The organism is Rhizobium sp. 05N430 (assembly GCF_056396985.1).
In genome coordinates this window covers 349,445-368,243 of sequence record NZ_JBFTMO010000004.1, presented here as the reverse complement: position 1 = coordinate 368,243, position 18,799 = coordinate 349,445, and the positions used below count along the sequence as shown (strand labels likewise).

The following is an 18,799-nucleotide window of genomic DNA, read 5'->3' as shown; positions in this document are numbered from 1 at the left end:
TCCGTTCAAAAATCAATATCGAGAACGGCGCGACGGTAGCATCGGGTGGCGACAGTTTTTTTACGAAGACGGTCAGATCAGACGGCTGAGCCGCGGTATCGGCCAGCCTTCACGGCCGACTGAGAAGACGAAGCCGAAACGCGCGAAAGCAATCGACAGCGCGAAGGCAAGCCATGCGCCGAGCGCCAATCCGGCGGCGACGTCGCTTGGATAGTGGACACCGATGATGACGCGCGTCGCGCCGAGCCAGAGGCCGATACCGATGAACACCAGCCGGAAGCGCGGAAAGAGCAGCGCCAGAGACATAAATAGCGCGCCAATATTGGCCGAATGCCCGGACGGAAAGCTCTGGTGCAGAAAATCCCAGCTGAAGGGCGTGAAGCTGAAGATGCCTTCCTGCTCGTAAAGCAGCGGCCGGGCGCGGCCGATCAGGAATTTCAGCGGGTTGGCGATTGCGCTGGCCAGGATGACGGAAAGGCCGACATAGGCGGCCATCTGGCCGAAATAGGCCATGCGGAATCGCCTTCGCACCTTCCAGAGGCGGCGGCGGACTACGTAGCTGGTAACCAGGATCGTCAGCAGACCGGCAAGAATCCAGGCGAGCCTGCCGATATCGGTGACGTCGCCGGCAAACGAGACGAGCGGCGGCGAAAGGCTCTTTACCGCTTGGCCCAGCGGCCGGTCGAAAACGAAGAAGGCGATGGCGACGGCATTGATGGCGAAGAGCGCGAAGGCCTTCCAGGGAACCCGCCGATGGATCGTGCGCCGCGCCTCATAGCGCTTCTTCAGATAGGCCCTGCAGCCTGGCTTCGGTCCGGCGGTGTCGCTCATTCTGTCCCTTCGTCGTTGGCACGGGGGAGATAGGGAGACGAGGCGCCGGCTTCAATGAAAAAGCCCTCCGCGCGGCTGCGCGAAGGGCCTTGAAAAGCGTTTCACGTGAAATATCAGGCCGAGAGCGCCTTGAATTCCGCAAGGATTGCCGCTCCCATCTCGATGGTGCCGACCTGCTTGCAGCCGTCGGCCATGATGTCGCCAGTGCGGATGCCCTTGTCGAGAACGTTGGCGATCGCTTTTTCGAGGTTGTCGGCTTCAGTGACCATGTTGAAGGAATAACGCAGGCACATGGCGAAGGAGGCGATCATGGCGATCGGGTTGGCGATGCCCTTGCCGGCAATGTCAGGGGCCGAGCCATGAACCGGCTCGTAAAGCGCCTTGCGCTTGCCGGTCTTGCCATCGGGCGCGCCGAGCGAAGCCGACGGCAGCATGCCGAGCGAGCCTGTCAGCATGGCGGCAACGTCGGAGAGCATGTCGCCGAACAGGTTGTCGGTGACGATGACGTCGAACTGCTTCGGCGCGCGGACTAGCTGCATGCCGCCGGCATCAGCCAGCATATGGTCGAGCTGGACGTCCGAATATTTTTCCTTGTGCGTTGCCGTCACCACCTGGTTCCAGAGGACGCCAGACTTCATGACGTTGCGCTTTTCCATCGAGCAGACGCGGTTCTGGCGAGTGCGGGCCATTTCGAAGGCCACGCCGGCAATGCGTTCGATTTCGTAGGTGTCGTAGACCTGCGTATCGATGCCGCGCTTCTGGCCGTTGCCGAGATCGATGATCTCCTTCGGTTCGCCGAAATAGACGCCGCCTGTCAGCTCGCGGATGATGAGGATATCGAGACCTTCGACCAGTTCCGGCTTCAGCGAGGAAGCGGAAGCGAGTGCCGGATAGCAGATCGCCGGGCGAAGGTTTGCGAAGAGTTCCAGATCCTTGCGCAGGCGCAGCAGGCCAGCTTCCGGACGGACTTCGTAAGGTACGCTATCCCATTTCGGGCCGCCGACGGCGCCGAACAGAACGGCATCGGCGGCGAGCGCCTTCTGCATGTCGGCTTCCGAGATCGCCTGGCCATGTGCGTCATAGGCCGAGCCGCCGACGAGGCCTTCGTCGGTTACGAAACCTGATTTCATCTCCTCGTTCATGTAGGCGATGATCTTGCGGACTTCGCCCATGGCTTCAGGACCAATGCCGTCGCCCGGCAGCAGGAAGAGATTGCGCGCTGTCATGAAACCCTCCGAAGGAAAAACAAGCTGCGGCTTCTTAGACCCCGGAAATCGGCATTTCAAGCAAGGGAGAGGCCGAATCAGTACGGTTTGCCGCGGTATCGGCTGGCAGCGAAGTGTTGACCCCTGCTTGTCTCCGGGCCAAGAAGACCGTCAGGTTTCAAGAAATGGAATTCAGAATGTCCCCGTCCCCATTGCATCTCAACACCCCTCTCCTGCGCAGCGCCGCCGATTACAGCGTCAGCGGCAAGCCGCTATGGCTGAAACTCGATGCCTTGCAGCCATCCGGAAGCTTCAAGATGCGCGGCGTCAGCAGGCTTTGCCAGCATGAAGTGGAGAATGGTGCGAAGGAGATCTTCTGCGCGTCCGGCGGCAATGCCGGGATCGCGGCGGCCTTTGCCGGGCGCGCGCTCGGTGTGCCCGTGACCATCGTCGTGCCGGAGACGACATCGGCGGAGGTTCGGCAGTTGATCGAGGCGGCCGGCGCTTCCGTGCTGGTTCACGGCTCCGTCTTCGATGAAGCGAATGCCTATGCGATCAAACTCTCCGAAGCCCGGAATGCCGCCTATGTTCATCCCTTCGACCATCCGCTGCTCTGGGAAGGGCATGGAACGCTGATCGATGAAGCTGTGGCTTCAGGCGCAAAATTTGACTGCGTCGTCGTCAGCGTCGGCGGCGGCGGCCTGCTTGCCGGTATCGTTGCCGGGTTGAAGCGCAATGGTCTTGATAATGTGCCTGTGATTGCCGTCGAGACCGAAGGGGCTGCCTCCTTCCATGAGGCGTTGAAGGCGAAGGAGCGCATCACTCTGCCTGCCATCACCTCGATCGCCAATTCGCTCGGTGCGCGGCAGGTGGCGCAGCATGTCTTCGATCTGCCCAGCCATCACCCGATCGAAAGCGTGACGGTGACGGACGCGCAAGCGGTGGCTGCCTGCCTGAAATTTGCGGATGCGCACCGTATTCTCGTCGAGCCCGCCTGCGGGGCCGCACTTGCGGTCGCCGATGTGCATGCCGGTCTGCTGTCGCGCTTCGAAAATCCGCTGATCGAAGTCTGCGGCGGTATCGGCGTTTCGCTCGACAAGCTCAAGGTCTGGAAAGAGCGGTTTCTCTGATCAAAATGAAAAAGCCGGGCGAGAGCCCGGCTTTTTTGTCCGTCGTTTCCGATGCCTCAGGCGGCCCAGGGGCGCGAAGCGCTGTTCTGCTTTTCGAAGCTGTCGATCGCCTTGCTCTTTTCCATCGTCAGGCCGATATCGTCGAGACCGTTCAGCAGGCAGTGGCGCTTGAACGCGTCCAGATCGAACTTTATCGAGCCGCCATCCGGGCCGGTGATCTCAAGATTTTCCAGGTCGACGGTCAGAATGGCGTTGGAGCCGCGCGACGCGTCGTCCATCAGCTTGTCGAGGTCTTCCTGGCTGACCTTGATCGGCAGGATGCCGTTCTTGAAGCAGTTGTTGTAGAAAATGTCGGCGAAGCTGGTGGAGATGACGCAGCGGATGCCGAAGTCGAGCAGCGCCCACGGGGCGTGTTCGCGCGAAGAGCCGCAGCCGAAATTATCGCCGGCAACCAGGATCTTAGCATCGCGGTAAGCGGCCTTGTTCAGCACAAAATCGGCATTTTCCGAGCCGTCTTCGTTGTAGCGGGCTTCGGCGAAGAGGCCGGTACCGAGGCCGGTGCGCTTGATGGTCTTCAGATAATCCTTCGGGATGATCATGTCCGTGTCGATGTTGACGACGGGCAAGGGCGCGGCAACGCCGGTGAGCTTCACGAATTTATCCATGACCTAGGCTCCAAATTCAGCGGATGTACTTTCGTTGATCAGCATCTAGTCCAGTTTTTTGCCGAAATGAAGGAGAATCTTTCCAAAGTGGCGGCTGCGCGGCGTTTCGCGCAGCCTGCCGGGTCGCTTGGGCGGCTATTTCGATGCCTCGTTCAGACCCCAGATGACACCGAAAGGATCGCGCAACTGGCCGTAACGGTCGCCCCAGAACATCAGTTCGATGGGCATGATGACTTCGGCGCCGGCGGCAACGGCTCGGTTCCACCAGGCATCGATATCATCGATGACGAGCTGGATGGCGAAGCCTTCATGACCTTTGAAGGGATGGCCATATTCGGGATAGGCATCCGACAGCATCAGCGAGCTGCCATTGATGTAGATATGTACATGCATCGTCCGGCCCTTTTCGTCGGCCGGAACGACATAGGCTTCTTCGGCGCCGAATGCCTTCTTGTAAAAATCCGCAGCCTTGAGGGCGCCATCCACAGTCAGATAGGGCAGCAGGCCATTCTTGACCGGCGGCATCTTGGCGGGTGCGTTTTCCGTCGTGCTCATTCTTTCCTCCGTCTCTTGATTTTGAAGGTCCGGCATCGTAGCCGTCCGTCTCAAGGACGTAGAAATCACATGCGCGCCGACAGCGCCCTGAGGAATTTTTCGTGAAGGGCTTAAGCTGGCTCTGAAATCAGAGATCGATGATCGTGCCGCGGCCATCGTTCCAGATGCGCATTTCGCGCTGCTGGGTTTGGGCCTTGGCGCGCACCGGAGCCGGTTTCATCTTCAGCGACATTGCACGACCAACCATCAGCACGGTCAGGATGCCGCCGACGGCGAGCGTGACCGAGAAGGTGAACAGCGCCAGCGCCACGAATACGGTGACGCCTGCCAGCATGAGGAAGATGGAACGGATATTCTGCATAATTCTAGACCTCTCTTCGAAAGGAATGTGGTCCTTGATTTCCCTCCTTGCAAGGCAAGCATGGCTTTTTGTTGTCTTGTCAGCCTTCACAAAGCTTGGCACACATTCGTGATGAGCCGAAATTCCCCTGCCCGTTCCTTTACTCTGCGCCGTTCTGTGCTGAGCGTTCCCGCGATCAATGCCCGCGCGCTGGAGAAGACCCATGTGCTGGATTGCGATGCAGTGATCTTCGATCTGGAAGATTCGGTTGCACCGGAAAAGAAGGATGAGGCGCGGCAAAACCTGAAGGCTTTCTTTGCTGGACCGGCGCTTAAGCGCAAAGAAAAGATCATCCGCATCAATGCCCTCTCCTCCGGCTTCTGCCTTGCCGACATGGAGCTTGTTCGGGCGCTGGAGCCGGATGCGGTGCTCCTGCCGAAGGTCGATGAGCCGCAGGATGTGATGGCGGTCAGCGACATGCTAGGCGATGCCGATGCCTCCGAGACGCTGCGGATCTGGGCGATGATCGAGACGCCGCGGGGTATCCTGAACAGCGCGGCGATCGCCGAATTCGGGCGCACCGCCGGCTCGAGGCTCGATTGTTTCGTCGTCGGCCTCAACGACCTGCGCAAGGAAACCGGCGTGTTGCCGCAGCCGGGACGCACCTATCTGGTGCCGTGGCTGATGCAGGTGATCCTCGCCGTCAGGGCTTACGGCCTCGATGCGATCGACAGCGTCTTCAACGATTTCAGGGATGCGGATGCTTTCGACGCCGAATGCGCCCAAGCACGGGCTATGGGCTTCGACGGCAAGATGCTGATCCATCCGGCGCAGATCGATGCCGCCAACCGGCATTTTGCGCCTGGTGAGGCGGCAATCCGCGAAGCCGAGGAGATCATCGCCGCCTTTGCCGATCCTGCGACCGATGGCATCAACGTCATCAATTCAAACGGCCGGATGATCGAGCGCCTGCATCTTGTCCAGGCCGAAAGTCTGGTTCATAAATCCCGCCTCATTGCTGAACGGAAATCATGACATGAAGCTTTACCGCCTTCTGACCGGCCAGGACGATGCCGCCTTCTGCCATCGCGTCACCGATGCCCTCAACAAGGGCTGGTCGCTGCAGGGCTCTCCCTCGGTCACCTTCAACGCCGAGACCAAGCAGGTCATCGCCGCCCAGGCGATCGTCAAGGACGTCGAAGGCAAGGACTACCACCCGGATATGAAGCTCTCCGAGCAGTAAAATCTATCGGTCGGCTGCTTCTTCGGCGCTTTCTTCGATCCGCTCCATGTCGTCATCGCTGAGGCCGAAGTGGTGGCCGATTTCGTGGATGAGGACGTGGGTGATGATATCGCCGAGCGTTTCGTCGTTCTCGGCCCAGTAATCGAGGATCGGACGGCGGTAGAGGCGGATGCGGTTCGGCAGTTCGCCGGTTTCCATCGTGAACCGTTCCGAAATGCCCCGGCCCTCGAAAAGGCCGAGCAGATCGAAGGGCGTTTCCAGCGCCATATCCTCGAAAACGTCATCATCGGGAAAATCTTCGATCTCGATCGTCAGATTGGCGGTCAGAGAACGAAATTCGTCCGGCAGGTGGCTGTAGGCCTCCATCGCCAGTGATTCAAATGAGCTGAGCGTCGGTGCATGGCGATCACGCCAATCCTCGCTCTGGTCTATGCGGGCCATCCAAAACCCCTTTCTTTGCCGCCCATATAGAACCTTTGCGAAGGATTTTCGAGTGTGGAATCAACGGCAGGAATAAATTCACATCAAATGGCTGTTGACTCTTCCCGACAGCTCTGGAATCCATAAGAACATAACAGGAACAATTCTGACTTGGAGTGAACGTCATGGCACAGACGGCCGTGACGCGCGAGCGGCTTTTTGCGCTCCGCGAAACCATTGCGAAGCTTGAGGGTAAACCGGTTCCGGCGCTTGCGGCAGCGGAGCAGGAAGCTGTGGCTGCCGGAAATGCGCCACGAAAGAGGGAGAAGGCACCACAATTCTCCTTCGGCGTTCCTCAGCTGGACGAAGCCCTCGAAGGCGGCTTGCCGCTCGATGCCTTGATTGAAATCCGCACCCGGATGTTTCGTGATGCGGGCGTCAGCAGCGGCTTTGCTCTGGCGCTCGCGGCAGCGCTGCAGCATCGGGCAGAGGAAAAAAATCCCGTTCTCTGGATCGCCGACAAGGTCGGATCGATCGAGGCCGGTGTGCCCTATGCTGTGGGGCTCAAGGATTTCGGATTACGGCCGGAGCTGTTTCTGCAGGCAAGTCCGCGCAGGCTGGAGGATGCCCTCTGGCTTGCGGAGACGGCTCTGGAAAGCGGTGCTTTCATCACGACGATCCTGGAAATTCGCGGCAATCCAAAATCCTTCGGCCTGACCGAAAGCCGGCGCTTTCATCTCAGGGCAAAATCGGCTGGCCGCTCTCTCCTGCTGCTGCGGCAATCAGGGGAGGAAGAGGCAAGCAGTGCCCATGTCCGCTTTCTTGCCGAACCTGCGCCCGCGCGGGAACGGCCTCTGCCGGATGGTTCGATGCTGGGCGGCAGCATCGGCAATCCGGTTTTTCATCTCACCCTGGAGAAGAGCCGCAATCCGGCCCCCCTCTCCCTCTTCCTGGAGTGGAACCCCCATGACCGCCAGTTTCTCCCCGTCGAACAATCAGCCGTCACTCGCTTTCCAGGCGAGCTCGCAGCGCATTCTGGCGCTGCATTTTCCGCATCTCTCCACGGACAGGATCGCCCGCAAGAGATGGGGTCTCTCGTGGCGTTCGAAAGGGCGTCCTGACGCGGCACCGATCGTCTGCTCGGGCCGGTCCGACAATACGATGCGGCTGACGGCACTCGACGAAAAGGCTGAGAAACTCGGCCTCAGGAAAGGGCTTGGCGTTGCCGAAGCTCGCGCCATTCACCCGGTCATCGATGTCATCGAGGAAGATGCTGCTGCCGACCGGCGCTTGCTGGATGCGATCGCCGACTGGTGCGACCGCTACACGCCGCTGGTCGCCCTCGACGGCAAGGACGGGCTGTTTCTCGATATTACCGGCTGCTCTCATCTTTTCGGCGGCGAAAGGGCGATGCTGAAGGATATCCTCTTGCGGCTCCATCAGATGGGCCTGGATGTGGGTGGTGCGATTTCCTCGTCGCCCGGGCTATCCTGGGCAGTCAGCCGTTTCGGCGAAGGCGGGGTGATTGCAGAGGATGAGGCGGTTGCAGTTCTCGAACCTCTGCCGGTCACTGCGCTCCGCCTTGATGCGCCTGTCGTTGCGGCCCTGCAGAAACTCGGTCTCCGCTATATCGGCGACCTCATGCAGGCGCCGCGCGCGCCGCTCACCCGCCGCTTCGGCGCACTTGTTCTTTTGCGGCTTGATCAGGCGCTGGGCCTGGATGAATAGCCGGTATCCCCTCGTCTGCCCGTTGCAAGCCTTTCGGCAGAGCGGCGGCTTGCCGAGGCGATCACGGCCGAAGAGGACATTCTCCTTCTTGCAGGTCAGGTTGCGCATGCGTTGCAGCCTTCGCTTGAGACGCAAGGCATCGGCGGAAGGGTCTTCGAACTGGTGCTGTTCCGGGTGGATGGCTGCGTCTTTCGAATTTCTGCCGGTACCTCCCGGCCGTTGCGTGATCCGCAGCGCATTGCCAGCCTGTTCTGCGAGCGGCTGACAGCAATTCACGATGATCTCGATGCCGGCTATGGTTTCGAGATCCTGCGGATCAATGTTCTCAGGCATGAAAACTTCCAAAACGAACAGGATGATTTCGAGGGAGAACGGCAGACGGCGATCTCGCTTGCCGGGTTCGTGGACAAGGTTTCGGCCCGTCTTGGCGAGGAATGCCTGATCCGTTTTGAACAGCGTGAAAGTCACGTTCCGGAACGTGCAGTCTTTGCCGTTCCGGCGATCGAGACCTTGAACAAATCGCCCCGGGAGCTGGCCGCTCCGATGGCAAGGGGCGATAGACCCGTTCGCCTGCTTGCCATGCCCGAACCGATGGAGGCTTTTGCTGCCGAGGTGCCTGACGGAGCTCCGGCGTATTTTCGCTGGCGGCGTATCCGGCACCGCATCCTGAAAAGCGAAGGGCCGGAGCGGATCGCCATGGAATGGTGGATCGATGGTGTGGATGCCAAGGAGCGTGATTATTTCAGCGTCGAGGACGAGCAAGGCTATCGCTTCTGGATCTATCGCGAAGGTCACTACGGACCGGATATGCCGCAATGGTTCATGCATGGAGTTTTCGCATGACACCGGCCTTTTTCGAAATCGGCGCGAGAACGAACTTCTCCTTCCTGGAAGGGGCTTCCAGGCCCGAGGAGATCGTCACTCAGGCGGCCATTCTCGGCCTTTCCGGCATCGGGATCGCTGACCGGAATTCAGTCGCCGGTGTCGTGCGCGCCTATGCCCAGACGAAGGTTTTCCGCGGAAAGTATGAGCGGAAGCTGACCGGCAAGCTGGAAAAGGATGAGAAGGCGGAGGACATTCTGCAGCCAGTTCCTTTCCAGCCAGGCGCTCGTCTGGTCTTTTGTGATCAGACGCCCGACATCCTGGCCTATCCCAAGAACCGGCAGGGCTGGGCGCATCTCTGCCGGCTTCTGAGCGCCGGAAACCTGAAGGACGGTTCTGTCAAAGGGACGTGTCTGCTGGAGGAGGCGGATATGATGGAATGGGGCGACTGCATGATGCTGGCTGCCGTTCCTTCCCCCGCCATTCTCAATGCCTCTGCCCGCAGGGATCAGTTTTCAGATTGCCTCGGGCGCCTCAAGGAACGGTTTGGTGCAAACCTGTTTCTGGCCCTGACCCCTTCCTATAACGGCCATGATGCGCTGACATTTGCGACTTTCGCGAATGTGGCGGCGGAAAACCGTGTTCCGTTGATCGCGACCAATCAGCCCCTCTATCACGACAGAACCCGCAGACCCCTGTCCGATGTCGTGACGGCCATTCGCGAGCACGTGGCCATCCCCAAGGCTGGCTTTCTTCTCGCCCCAAACGCCGAGCGTTATCTCAAGGAGAGCCGCGAGATGTCGCGGCTCTTCAGAAACTATCCCGAGGCGATCGAGAATACCGGCAGGTTCTTTGCCGGGCTGGAATTTTCCCTGAACGAGATCAGCCATAACTATCCGGCAGAAAATGCGCCTGGGGAAACGGCATATGAGACGCTGGACCGGCTGACGCGGGCGGGCGCGATCAAGCGGTATCATCCAGAAGCGGTGCCGGAAAAAATCCAGGAACAGATCGACTACGAGCTCGATCTGGTCAGACAGAAAGACTATGCGGCCTACTTTCTGACGGTTCACAGGATCGTTCATTACGCACGCTACCAGAGGAATATCCTCTGCCAGGGACGAGGCTCGGCGGCTAATTCGGTCATCTGCTATTGTCTGGAGATCACGGAAGTCGATCCTAAAAAAAGTACCCTGCTCTTCGACCGGTTCATTTCCATGGATCGTGACGAACCACCGGATATCGATGTCGATTTCGAACATGACAGGCGCGAAGAAGTCATCCAGTTCATCTACGAGGCCTATGGACGAAACCACGCCGGGTTGACGGCGGGGGTGACCACCTACCGGACGCGCTCGGCAGGGCGCGAAGTGGCGAAGGCTTTCGGGCTTTCCGAAGACGTGCAGTCTGCAATCGGTAGCCTGGTCTGGGGATGGTCGGACGATAGCCTCTCCGAGCGCGAGGCGAAGGCTGCCGGTCTCGACATGTTCGATCCGATGACCCGGAATGTGCTGCAATATGCCTCCGAGCTTCTGTCCTTTCCGCGGCACCTGACCCAGCATGTCGGCGGCTTCGTCATCACGCGTGACCGGCTCGACGAAATCGTGCCGATCATGAAAACGGCGATGCCCGGCCGCTATATGATCGAGTGGGACAAGGATGACCTCGACAATGTCCGGATACTGAAAGTGGATGTCCTGGCGCTCGGCATGCTGACCTGCCTGCGCAAGGCTTTCACGCTTCTTGAGGATCACTATGAGGTCAGGAAGACCCTTGCCGATCTCGGCAACAGGGAACATGGCGATGAGGGCAGGCCCGTCTATGAGATGATGTGCCGGGCCGATACGCTCGGTGTCTTCCAGATCGAGAGCCGGGCACAGATGAGCATGCTGCCGCGGCTGAGGCCAGACCGGTTCTATGATCTCGTCATCGAAGTGGCGATCGTCCGGCCGGGGCCGATCCAGGGCAATATGGTGCATCCCTATCTCAAGCGGCGCGAGCAGTTCAAAAGCGGCGTCAAGATCGAGTATCCAAGCGAAGAGCTGAAACCGGTGCTGGAGAGAACGCTCGGCGTTCCGCTGTTTCAGGAACAGGCGATGCAGATCGCCATCACTGCGGCGGGCTTCAAACCGGCTGAAGCAGACAAGCTGCGGCGAGCCATGGCGACGTTCAAGCGCACAGGAACGATCGGGAACTTCGAAAGCCGGTTCATCGAGGGAATGGTTGCCAAGACTTATCCCAAGGAATTTGCAGAGCAGTGCTTCAACCAGATCAAGGGTTTTGGGGAGTACGGCTTCCCTGAAAGCCATGCGGCCTCCTTTGCCCTGCTCGTTTACGCCTCCTCGTGGATGAAGGCTTATTATCCTGACGTTTTCTGCGCGGCGATGCTGAACTCTCAGCCGATGGGGTTCTATGCACCGGCACAGCTGGTGCGGGATGCACGGGAGCATGGTGTCGAGATCCGCGAAGCCGATATCAATCGCTCGGATTGGGATTGTCTCTTGGAGGAGGCGGTTTTCGATCGGCGGCGGATCGATTTTCGTCATGCCGAGATGCGCAGCGTCATTCGATCCAAGCGGGCCGTTCGGCTCGGATTCCGGCAGATAAAAGGCCTTTCGGAAGATGCGATGCGGAGGCTGGTGGCGCAGCGCGACGGGGGCTATCGTTCGATCCACGATCTCTGGCGGCGATCAGGCCTGAAGAAAACCGATATCGAGCGGCTTGCCGATGCTGATGCCTTCGGATCCATCGGGCTTTCGCGGCGTGAGGCGCTCTGGGCTGTTCGGGCTCTGGATGCGCAGAGCGCGGCGGAGAGGTTGCCGCTGTTCGACCGTGCAACTGAAGATGATCTTCAGATCGAACCGGAGACAAACCTGCCTGAAATGCTGCCTGGAGAGCAGGTCATCGAGGATTACCGCTATCTGTCCCTGTCGCTAAAGGCGCATCCGGTCTCGTTCCTGCGCGAGGAGTTCCGCAAGACAGGCATCTGGCGCAATGTCGACCTGCTGCAGGTCGAGAACGGCCGCCGCGTGACAATCGCAGGTCTGGTCCTTGTCCGTCAGCGCCCGGGCTCTGCCAAGGGCGTCGTCTTCATGACGCTGGAGGATGAGACAGGGGTGGCCAATGCCATCGTCTGGCCAGCGGTTTTCGAGAAGTATCGTGCCATCGTCATGGGTGCGCGGCTGGTGCGCATCCGTGGAAAGCTGCAAAGCCAGAGCGGCGTTATTCATACCGTTGTCGAGCATATCGAGGACATGACGCCGGCTCTCGGTATTCTGCAGCAGGAAGCGCGGCGTTTCGGCGCCAGCGACCGCTCGGATGAAGCGTTGCGGCCGACTGTCGATCAACGGCAGAGGAAGATCATGACCAATCTCGAACGGGCGGCCTTGGAAAAACGGATGCTTGACCGGACGCGGGAGCCAGCCACCGGAGAAACTGCCAAAGTGATGCCGCGGGGGCGCAATTTTCATTGAAGCCGGAAAATCCTGCAAGAACAAATCGATATGCCGGAGCGCCGCCTTTCGCTCACGCCGATGTGACATTTTGGGTCTTCGACGAAGGTTTATGGGTGTCGATTTTTTCTTGACAGCCACCATCTTCTTTAGCAGAAAACACGATAGTGAATGTCATGTTTGGAATGATGACGTGCTCGTCTGCAGCTGCAATTACATAACCGACAAAGAAATCCGGGAGGTTATCAACAGCCTTCTCGATGAGGACTGTTGGCAGCTTATCGTGCCTGCGAAAGTCTATCACGCCATGGAGAAGCGCGGCCGCTGCTGCGGTTGCTTCCCCAATGTCGTTGATATCATCATCCAGACCACCGAGGACTATCACGCCCGTCGCCACTCGACGGAAGCCGAAATATTTGATTTCATGTCCCGCCTGAAGAATTTCCATGAAGAAAACAGGAGAGCGGACATTGAAAGGCGACAAAAAAGTCATCGAGCGGCTTAACGAGGCACTGTTCCTCGAACTCGGTGCAGTCAACCAGTATTGGGTTCACTACCGCCTTCTCGAAGATTGGGGCTACACCAAGCTTGCCAAGAAGGAACGGGCCGAATCCATCGAAGAGATGCATCACGCCGACCGTCTCGTCGCACGCATCATCTTTCTCGAAGGCCATCCCAACCTCCAGACACTGGCGCCGCTTCGCATCGGCCAGAATGTCAAGGAAGTGCTGGAAGCCGATCTTGCTGGCGAGTATGACGCCCGCACGGCCTACAAGAAATCCCGCGACATCTGTCATGACGCCGGCGACTACGTCTCCATGAAGCTGTTCGAAGAGCTGCTGATGGACGAGGAAGGCCATATCGATTTCCTCGAAACCCAGCTCGAATTGCTCGGAAAGATCGGCGAAGCCAAGTATGGCCAGTTGAATGCCGATTCCGCCAACGACGCGGAAGGTCACTGAGCTCAGGAACGGCCGCGAAAGCGGCTATCGGATAATGACGAACCCCGCCAGCTTCTGGCGGGGTTTGCTACTTCCCGGCCGGGATACTCATAGACTTTGCTGGAGCTGCAACGGCTTTCCATCAGATTGCCGGCGCCGTTTATGCTTCCGCGCTGCTGCGATCTTGGCGATGAGCGCGATGTGTCGCACCGCTGCCGACGCAGGCGAATCCTCTTGAGAAGCATTGCGCGGCCTGTGCTCCCTATTCCGCGACCAATCCTGCGAGATGCGAGAATTCGGCAACGACCTGTTCATAGACCTTACGCTTGAAGGTCACGATCAGATCCGGCAGGTCGGCCATCGGCTTCCATTCCCAGGCATCGAATTCCGGCTCATGCCCGCCCGGCGGCGGGTTGATGGCGATCTCGCTGTCGTCGCCTTCGAAGCGGAAGGCGAACCAGCGCTGGGTCTGGCCGCGAAACTTGCCCTTCAGGCCGATACCAATCAGGTGCGGCGGCAGGTCGTAATTAATCCAATCCTTCGCCTCGCCGAGCAGGGAGACGGTTTTTATACCGGTCTCTTCATAGAGCTCGCGATAGGCAGCCTCCAGCGGATCCTCGCCCTTGTCGATGCCGCCCTGCGGCATCTGCCAGAGCTGCGCCGAGCCGTCATATTCTGAATTGCCGATCGGAATGCGCCGCCCGGCCCAAACCAGGCCCTCGCGATTGAGGATCATCACGCCCACGCAGGGGCGGTAGGGCAGGTCGTCTGCGGTGATCGGCGCCTTGGTCATCAGGTTTCCTCAGGGCTTTTTCGGGTCGTTTGCCAGCGCGGCGACACCGACGATCTCGATGCCGCGCATGGCGGCTTCTTCGCTCCACTTGGAGATGGCGTCAATGCTTTCGTCGAAGGCAGAGGCAACGCCGATCGCCTGGCCATTGCGCTTGGCGATGCGTTCGAGCTCGTCAAGTTTCTGCATGATGGCGTTGACATCGAGCTGGCCGTCAAGCTGCAGATCGGCAAATGCATAGGGGAGCTCGGTTCCCCTGGCGACGGCTTCGGTCTTCGATTGCGCTGAGGAACCGTCATCGAGGAACAGCAGGCCGCGCTTGCCGATATCTCGCATCACGGGCTCCATCGCATCCGGATTGGAGAGGAAACGGCCGCCCTGATAATTCATGATGCCGGTGTAATTGGTGATCTCCCCCATGGCGCGATGTAGGTTCTCGACATTCTTGGCTGGCGATTTCGACGTCAGCAGCGTTTCCGGGCCGGGATCGTTCGCCGGGTAATCAAATGGTTCTAGCGGCACCTGCATGAGGATTTCGTGCCCACCTCGCCGCGCGTCCTGCATCCAGCGCTGCAGGCTGTTGCCGCTGGCCGCGAAGGCGAATGTGATTTCCTCGGGCAGTTCCTTGATGGCGCGCTGCGTGCCCGTCTGGCTGAGACCAAGGCCGCTGACGACAATGGCAATACGAGTACCGCGGGCGCCGGACCAAGGCCGGGCATATTGATCCATCGGCCTGCGGCCATCGGGGCCGACGATGGGCAGACGGCCGAAGGGCGAGTCTTCCAGAAGGCTGTCATTCGGCATGGCGGCCATGCGCGGATCCTGACCGACCTGGGTCGCGTCGATCAGAGCCGGGCCGTCGCCGTCACGCGGGCGTGGACTGTATTTGGTGACGACAGAGCCGTCACCCGTCACCATTTTCTCGACATTGGCGCCGGAGTGCGGATCGGAGCGTGTCATGCCGTTAGCAGCCGATTGATCCGATGTGGCTGGTATCGGGACCGCATCTGTGGCGGGTGAAGCCGCTTTCGTTTCGGGCGCCGATTTCGGCTGTTGCAGGCCGTCATCGCGCATTGCCGTATAGAGGGAAAAGCCGCCGATGCCGATCAGGCAAAGGCTGGCGATGATCCGGCCGATTCGCAGGATACCTGGCCGCTTCGGGCCAGGTTTACGGTTCTGGCCGAGTGGTGCATGCAAATCCGTTCCCAATTTCCTCGCCCGCCCCAAAACCGGGAAACAGTCAGAATCATCAGGCCGGATGTTACTCCGGCCTGATGCATTTTCTCAATTACTTTGCGGAAACCGCCTTGTCCGGGTTCGGCGGGAAGGCCGGATCGGTCTTCTTGCCGCGAAGCAGATCAAGCGCATAGTTCAGCTGGACGTCGTCCTTCGGATCCGGCGGCACATAGGCGACCGAGCCAGAGCCTTCATCCGTCTCGCTCTGGCCCTTGATGTGGCCGCGCAGGCTGGATTCGCCCTCGGTTACCATCTTGCCCTTCAGATCATCAGGGAGCGGCTCTTCGACCTTGATATCAGGTGTGATACCGGTGCCCTGGATCGAGCGGCCCGACGGCGTATAGTAGAGCGCCGTCGTCAGGCGCAGCGCGCCGTTTTCGCCAAGCGGGATGATCGTCTGGACGGATCCCTTGCCGAAGGAACGGGTGCCAAGGATGGTCGCACGGCGCAGATCCTGCAGAGCGCCGGCTACGATTTCCGAAGCCGAGGCCGAGCCGCCGTTGATCAGCACGACAACCGGCTTGCCATCCGTCAGATCGCCCGGGCCGGCATTGAAGCGGCGGGTTTCATCCGGATTGCGGCCGCGGGTGGACACCACCTCGCCGCGCTGCAGCAGGGCGTCCGATACCTTGATCGCCTGATCGAGCAGACCGCCCGGGTTAAGACGCAGGTCGAGGACATAACCCTTGAGCTTGTCGGCAGGAACGGTTTCCTTGATCTTGGTGATCGCCTTCTCGAGATCCGGATAGGTCTTCTCGGTGAAGGAGATGATGCGCAGATAGCCAACATCATCCTCGACGCGGGACTTCACGGCCTGGACGGCAACGACATCGCGAACGATCGTCAGTTCGATCGGCTTGTCGGCGCCCTTGCGGATCAGCGTCAGCTTGATCGGGGTGTTGATGGCGCCGCGCATCTTCTCGACGGCGTCTTCGAGCTTCAGGCCGCGAACGGACTGGCCATCGATCTCGGAAATATAGTCACCGGCGAGAACACCGGCCTTGGCAGCAGGCGTGTCGTCGATCGGGGTGATGACCTTGACGAGTTCGTCTTCCATCGTCACTTCGATGCCGAGGCCGCCGAACTCACCCTTCGTCTGGGTGCTCATATCCTCGGCGTCCTTGGCATTCATGTAGCTGGAATGCGGGTCGAGCGAGGAGAGCATGCCGTTGATGGCATTTTCGATCAGCTTGTCTTCAGCCGGCGGCGTCACGTACTGGGCGCGGACACGTTCGAAGACATCGCCGAATACCGAGAGCTCCTTGTAGGTGGAAGCACCGGCCGCCTCGGCAGGCACGCCGGCCGAATAAATGACGCTCATCGCGGTCGCACCCATCAATGCGCCGACCAGAACAAGAGAAGCCCTACGAATCATTGCGTGCCTTTCCAGTGTCTTTGGCGGTCCACCACGGCCGGGAATCGACCGGTTTACCGTCCTTTCGAAATTCAATGTAAAGCGTTGGCCGGTTTGTTTCCAGCGCCAATGCTGTCGCGCTTGCCACTCTTTTCGCGCCCATTGCCGCAAGCGGTTCACCGGCAAAAACGAACTTGCCCTGGCGGGTGCTGATCGTGTCCATGCCGGATAGAACGAGGTGGTATCCGTCGCCTGTATCGAGAATGATCATCTGGCCGTAGCTGCGGAAAGCGCCGGCAAAAACCACCAGTCCGTCGGCAGGTGCGGTGACCACCGAGTCCGGATTGGTCGCCAGCGTCATGCCCATCGCCTCGTGGCCGGTGCCGTCGGCATCGCCAAACTGACGCAGAATATCGCCCGCTACGGGCAGCTCCAATTTCGCCTTCAATTCTCCGAACGGATATGCGGGCGCAATGCGGTTTTTATCGGGCACTCCGCTGTCCGCCAGGGCCTTCGCCTGGGCCCGCTGCTCGTCGGTCAGGAGCTTGCGATTTTCCTCTTCGCGCCGTGCCGCTTGGGCAGCTTCGCGCACGGAAGAGATTTCCGATTCCATCGAGGCGACGAGGCCTTCCAGCGTCGTCGCCTTTCCTGCCAACTCCTCCGAGCGCTTCTTTTCGGCGTCGAGTTCGGCAGCGCTGCTGCGGCTGTGCTTGTCGTTTTCGGCGAGCAGGAGATCCATACGGCGCTCCTCCTCGATGCTGTTGGTCATCGTCGCCGTCAGACCGGCGCGCTCCTTGGCGCTTGCGGTCTGCAGGGCTGCGAGATTGTTGAGATCGGCCGTCAACCTATCGGTTTCCTTGCGCATTCCCGGCACGACAGCACCGAGCAGGATGGCGCTGCGAACCGAAGCGAGGGCGTCGTCGGGAGTGACCAGCAGCGCCGGTGGCGGATTGCGGCCCATGCGCTGGAGGGCTGCCAGTACTTCCGCAAGCAGTCCGCGGCGGTCGTGCAGCGAGCGGCGGATGCCGTCTTCCTTGACGCCCAGATCGGCGAGCTTCTTCTCGCTGTTGAGGATCTGCTTTTCCAGCATCTTGCGGCGGGCGGCGGAATCGATCAGTGCCTGACGGATGCTCGAACTGCTCTTGTCGAGATCGGCGATGCTCTTCTCAAGCTCGTTCACTTTATCTGACGAAAGATTGATCGTCTTCGATAGCGCATCGAGCTCTGCGCGCGTCTCATCGCGCTTCCTCGCCAGCTCGGCGGCGGGGTCAGGCGGTGGCGTGATGGCCTGCGGAGACGGTGCTGCGGCAGCGGGAGCGACGTCCTGCACATTCTGGACAGGGGCGTCCTGCGCCTGCGCTTCGATCACCGAGCCGGAAGGCGGATTTGCCGCAACAATGCCGGCCGCAAGCAGAGGCAAAATCAGGCTCGTTCGCTTGCGGGCGCTTCTTGTCATGCGTGTTCGGGGCAACTCTCAAAATCGCGCGGAGACTAAGCTGATTTGGCGGCTTTGACCAGAAAGATCGGCATGCCTGATAACACGGCTGCGTGACCCTCAGACGCGGTGATAGGGATGCCCGGAAAGAATGGTAACGGCGCGGTAGAGCTGCTCGGCAATCAGGGTGCGGACGATCTGGTGAGGCCATGTCATCTTGCCGAGACAGAGCGTCATGTCGGCCCTGTCGTAGAGCGCCGGATCCAGCCCGTCGGCGCCGCCGATGGCGATCGTCAGATCGCGTTTGCCATTGTCGCGATAGGTGCCGAGGGTGTTGGCGAAAGCCTCGCTGTCGAGCGCCTTGCCGCGCTCGTCGAGCAGAATGAGGATGCCGCCTTCGGGAAGGGTCTTCAAAAGCATCGCCGCCTCCTCGCGCTTGCGCGTTTCGGCATTTGAGGCGCGGCTTTCGGCCACTTCGGCAACACGGGAGAATTCGAGGCCGACCGCCGGGCCCGCCTTGGAAAAACGGTCGAAATAACGGGCCGCAAGATCCTTCTCCGGGCCGGATTTGAGCCGCCCCACGGCAAAAAGACCAATACGCATCTCACCCGCTCCTGTTCAGCATTCCGAAGAACGCAAAACCGGCCTGCTG

At 59.9% G+C, this 18,799-nt stretch carries 18 protein-coding genes and 1 pseudogene; 8 read left to right on the top strand and 11 right to left on the bottom strand.

Annotation, left to right across the window (positions count from 1 at the left end; translation table 11 throughout):
- Nucleotides 1-72: 72 nt before the first annotated feature.
- Nucleotides 73-831, bottom strand: a complete 759-nt coding sequence (locus tag AC1DJO_RS12225; RefSeq protein WP_477970723.1) for a phosphatase PAP2 family protein — start codon at nt 829-831, stop codon at nt 73-75.
- A 113-nt stretch (nt 832-944) separates the two neighbouring features.
- Complete coding sequence (gene leuB / locus AC1DJO_RS12220; protein WP_112540389.1) at nt 945-2,057, bottom strand: 3-isopropylmalate dehydrogenase; 1,113 nt, start codon at nt 2,055-2,057, stop codon at nt 945-947.
- A gap of 176 nt (nt 2,058-2,233) precedes the next feature.
- Between leuB and AC1DJO_RS12215 the strand changes: the two genes are divergently transcribed.
- Nucleotides 2,234-3,166 (top strand): pyridoxal-phosphate dependent enzyme, encoded by a 933-nt coding sequence (locus AC1DJO_RS12215; RefSeq protein ID WP_477970721.1) that lies wholly within the window; start codon nt 2,234-2,236, stop codon nt 3,164-3,166.
- Nucleotides 3,167-3,222: 56 nt separating this feature from the next.
- Here AC1DJO_RS12215 and leuD read toward each other — a convergent pair whose 3' ends face one another.
- From leuD to AC1DJO_RS12200, 3 genes are all read right to left on the bottom strand, one after another.
- Nucleotides 3,223-3,831 carry a 3-isopropylmalate dehydratase small subunit gene (leuD, locus tag AC1DJO_RS12210; RefSeq protein WP_477941054.1) on the bottom strand — a complete coding sequence of 203 codons (609 nt, stop codon included), beginning with the start codon at nt 3,829-3,831 and terminating at the stop codon, nt 3,223-3,225.
- Between the two features lie 135 nt (nt 3,832-3,966).
- A complete protein-coding gene (locus tag AC1DJO_RS12205; protein ID WP_477970719.1) occupies nt 3,967-4,386 on the bottom strand; it encodes a VOC family protein in 420 nt (139 codons plus the stop codon).
- Nucleotides 4,387-4,513: 127 nt separating this feature from the next.
- Nucleotides 4,514-4,747 carry a hypothetical protein gene (locus AC1DJO_RS12200; RefSeq protein WP_112385962.1) on the bottom strand — a complete coding sequence of 78 codons (234 nt, stop codon included), beginning with the start codon at nt 4,745-4,747 and terminating at the stop codon, nt 4,514-4,516.
- 111 nt (nt 4,748-4,858) lie between these two features.
- On the opposite strand from AC1DJO_RS12200, the gene AC1DJO_RS12195 reads away from it, so the two are divergent.
- Nucleotides 4,859-5,761 (top strand): HpcH/HpaI aldolase/citrate lyase family protein, encoded by a 903-nt coding sequence (locus AC1DJO_RS12195; protein WP_477970717.1) that lies wholly within the window; start codon nt 4,859-4,861, stop codon nt 5,759-5,761.
- Between the two features lies 1 nt (nt 5,762).
- Complete coding sequence (locus AC1DJO_RS12190) at nt 5,763-5,969, top strand: DUF1737 domain-containing protein (RefSeq protein ID WP_112517868.1); 207 nt, start codon at nt 5,763-5,765, stop codon at nt 5,967-5,969.
- A gap of 3 nt (nt 5,970-5,972) precedes the next feature.
- Here AC1DJO_RS12190 and AC1DJO_RS12185 read toward each other — a convergent pair whose 3' ends face one another.
- A complete protein-coding gene (locus AC1DJO_RS12185; RefSeq protein WP_112385959.1) occupies nt 5,973-6,410 on the bottom strand; it encodes a metallopeptidase family protein in 438 nt (145 codons plus the stop codon).
- A 164-nt stretch (nt 6,411-6,574) separates the two neighbouring features.
- Here AC1DJO_RS12185 and AC1DJO_RS12180 point away from each other — a divergent pair, with 164 nt between their 5' ends.
- From AC1DJO_RS12180 to bfr, 5 genes and pseudogenes are all read left to right on the top strand, one after another.
- On the top strand, nt 6,575-7,510 hold the full coding sequence (locus AC1DJO_RS12180; RefSeq protein WP_477970715.1) for an ImuA family protein: 936 nt from the start codon (nt 6,575-6,577) through the stop codon (nt 7,508-7,510).
- A pseudogene (locus AC1DJO_RS12175) lies at nt 7,422-8,960 on the top strand (Y-family DNA polymerase). The gene AC1DJO_RS12180 and the pseudogene AC1DJO_RS12175 overlap by 89 nt, the downstream one beginning before the upstream one ends.
- Nucleotides 8,957-12,412 carry an error-prone DNA polymerase gene (locus AC1DJO_RS12170; protein ID WP_477970713.1) on the top strand — a complete coding sequence of 1,152 codons (3,456 nt, stop codon included), beginning with the start codon at nt 8,957-8,959 and terminating at the stop codon, nt 12,410-12,412. The pseudogene AC1DJO_RS12175 and the gene AC1DJO_RS12170 overlap by 4 nt, the downstream one beginning before the upstream one ends.
- A gap of 91 nt (nt 12,413-12,503) precedes the next feature.
- Entirely contained in the window at nt 12,504-12,896 is a 393-nt protein-coding gene (locus AC1DJO_RS12165; RefSeq protein WP_477970711.1) for a (2Fe-2S)-binding protein, read from the top strand.
- On the top strand, nt 12,862-13,353 hold the full coding sequence (gene bfr, locus AC1DJO_RS12160) for a bacterioferritin (RefSeq protein WP_148194370.1): 492 nt from the start codon (nt 12,862-12,864) through the stop codon (nt 13,351-13,353). The genes AC1DJO_RS12165 and bfr overlap by 35 nt, the downstream gene beginning before the upstream one ends.
- A 241-nt stretch (nt 13,354-13,594) precedes the next feature.
- Here the strand turns inward: bfr and AC1DJO_RS12155 are convergent, their stop codons facing one another.
- From AC1DJO_RS12155 to rlmH, 5 genes are all read right to left on the bottom strand, one after another.
- Nucleotides 13,595-14,125, bottom strand: a complete 531-nt coding sequence (locus tag AC1DJO_RS12155) for an RNA pyrophosphohydrolase (RefSeq protein ID WP_477970709.1) — start codon at nt 14,123-14,125, stop codon at nt 13,595-13,597.
- A 9-nt stretch (nt 14,126-14,134) separates the two neighbouring features.
- Nucleotides 14,135-15,331 (bottom strand): divergent polysaccharide deacetylase family protein, encoded by a 1,197-nt coding sequence (locus AC1DJO_RS12150; protein ID WP_477970707.1) that lies wholly within the window; start codon nt 15,329-15,331, stop codon nt 14,135-14,137.
- A gap of 79 nt (nt 15,332-15,410) precedes the next feature.
- The gene (locus AC1DJO_RS12145) at nt 15,411-16,733 is read right to left on the bottom strand and encodes a S41 family peptidase (protein WP_112385952.1); all 1,323 of its coding nucleotides are present in this window, start codon (nt 16,731-16,733) and stop codon (nt 15,411-15,413) included.
- Nucleotides 16,723-18,138, bottom strand: coding sequence for a murein hydrolase activator EnvC family protein (locus AC1DJO_RS12140; RefSeq protein WP_477970853.1), 1,416 nt, complete (start codon nt 18,136-18,138; stop codon nt 16,723-16,725). Before AC1DJO_RS12140 ends, AC1DJO_RS12145 begins: the two co-directional genes overlap by 11 nt.
- Nucleotides 18,139-18,267: 129 nt before the next feature.
- Nucleotides 18,268-18,750 carry a 23S rRNA (pseudouridine(1915)-N(3))-methyltransferase RlmH gene (gene rlmH / locus AC1DJO_RS12135; RefSeq protein ID WP_310296541.1) on the bottom strand — a complete coding sequence of 161 codons (483 nt, stop codon included), beginning with the start codon at nt 18,748-18,750 and terminating at the stop codon, nt 18,268-18,270.
- Nucleotides 18,751-18,799: the final 49 nt, after the last annotated feature.

Bases quoted from the DNA above. Each gene is read 5' to 3' on its own strand.
- AC1DJO_RS12190 (WP_112517868.1), top strand. From the start codon at position 5,763: ATGAAGCTTTACCGCCTTCTGACCGGCCAGGACGATGCCGCCTTCTGC.
- AC1DJO_RS12200 (WP_112385962.1), bottom strand. From the start codon at position 4,747: ATGCAGAATATCCGTTCCATCTTCCTCATGCTGGCAGGCGTCACCGTA.
- leuD (WP_477941054.1), bottom strand. From the start codon at position 3,831: ATGGATAAATTCGTGAAGCTCACCGGCGTTGCCGCGCCCTTGCCCGTC.
- AC1DJO_RS12195 (WP_477970717.1), top strand. From the start codon at position 4,859: ATGAGCCGAAATTCCCCTGCCCGTTCCTTTACTCTGCGCCGTTCTGTG.
- AC1DJO_RS12170 (WP_477970713.1), top strand. From the start codon at position 8,957: ATGACACCGGCCTTTTTCGAAATCGGCGCGAGAACGAACTTCTCCTTC.
- AC1DJO_RS12205 (WP_477970719.1), bottom strand. From the start codon at position 4,386: ATGAGCACGACGGAAAACGCACCCGCCAAGATGCCGCCGGTCAAGAAT.
- AC1DJO_RS12185 (WP_112385959.1), bottom strand. From the start codon at position 6,410: ATGGCCCGCATAGACCAGAGCGAGGATTGGCGTGATCGCCATGCACCG.
- rlmH (WP_310296541.1), bottom strand. From the start codon at position 18,750: ATGCGTATTGGTCTTTTTGCCGTGGGGCGGCTCAAATCCGGCCCGGAG.
- AC1DJO_RS12180 (WP_477970715.1), top strand. From the start codon at position 6,575: ATGGCACAGACGGCCGTGACGCGCGAGCGGCTTTTTGCGCTCCGCGAA.
- AC1DJO_RS12225 (WP_477970723.1), bottom strand. From the start codon at position 831: ATGAGCGACACCGCCGGACCGAAGCCAGGCTGCAGGGCCTATCTGAAG.
- leuB (WP_112540389.1), bottom strand. From the start codon at position 2,057: ATGACAGCGCGCAATCTCTTCCTGCTGCCGGGCGACGGCATTGGTCCT.
- AC1DJO_RS12155 (WP_477970709.1), bottom strand. From the start codon at position 14,125: ATGACCAAGGCGCCGATCACCGCAGACGACCTGCCCTACCGCCCCTGC.
- AC1DJO_RS12145 (WP_112385952.1), bottom strand. From the start codon at position 16,733: ATGATTCGTAGGGCTTCTCTTGTTCTGGTCGGCGCATTGATGGGTGCG.
- AC1DJO_RS12165 (WP_477970711.1), top strand. From the start codon at position 12,504: ATGGGTGTCGATTTTTTCTTGACAGCCACCATCTTCTTTAGCAGAAAA.
- AC1DJO_RS12215 (WP_477970721.1), top strand. From the start codon at position 2,234: ATGTCCCCGTCCCCATTGCATCTCAACACCCCTCTCCTGCGCAGCGCC.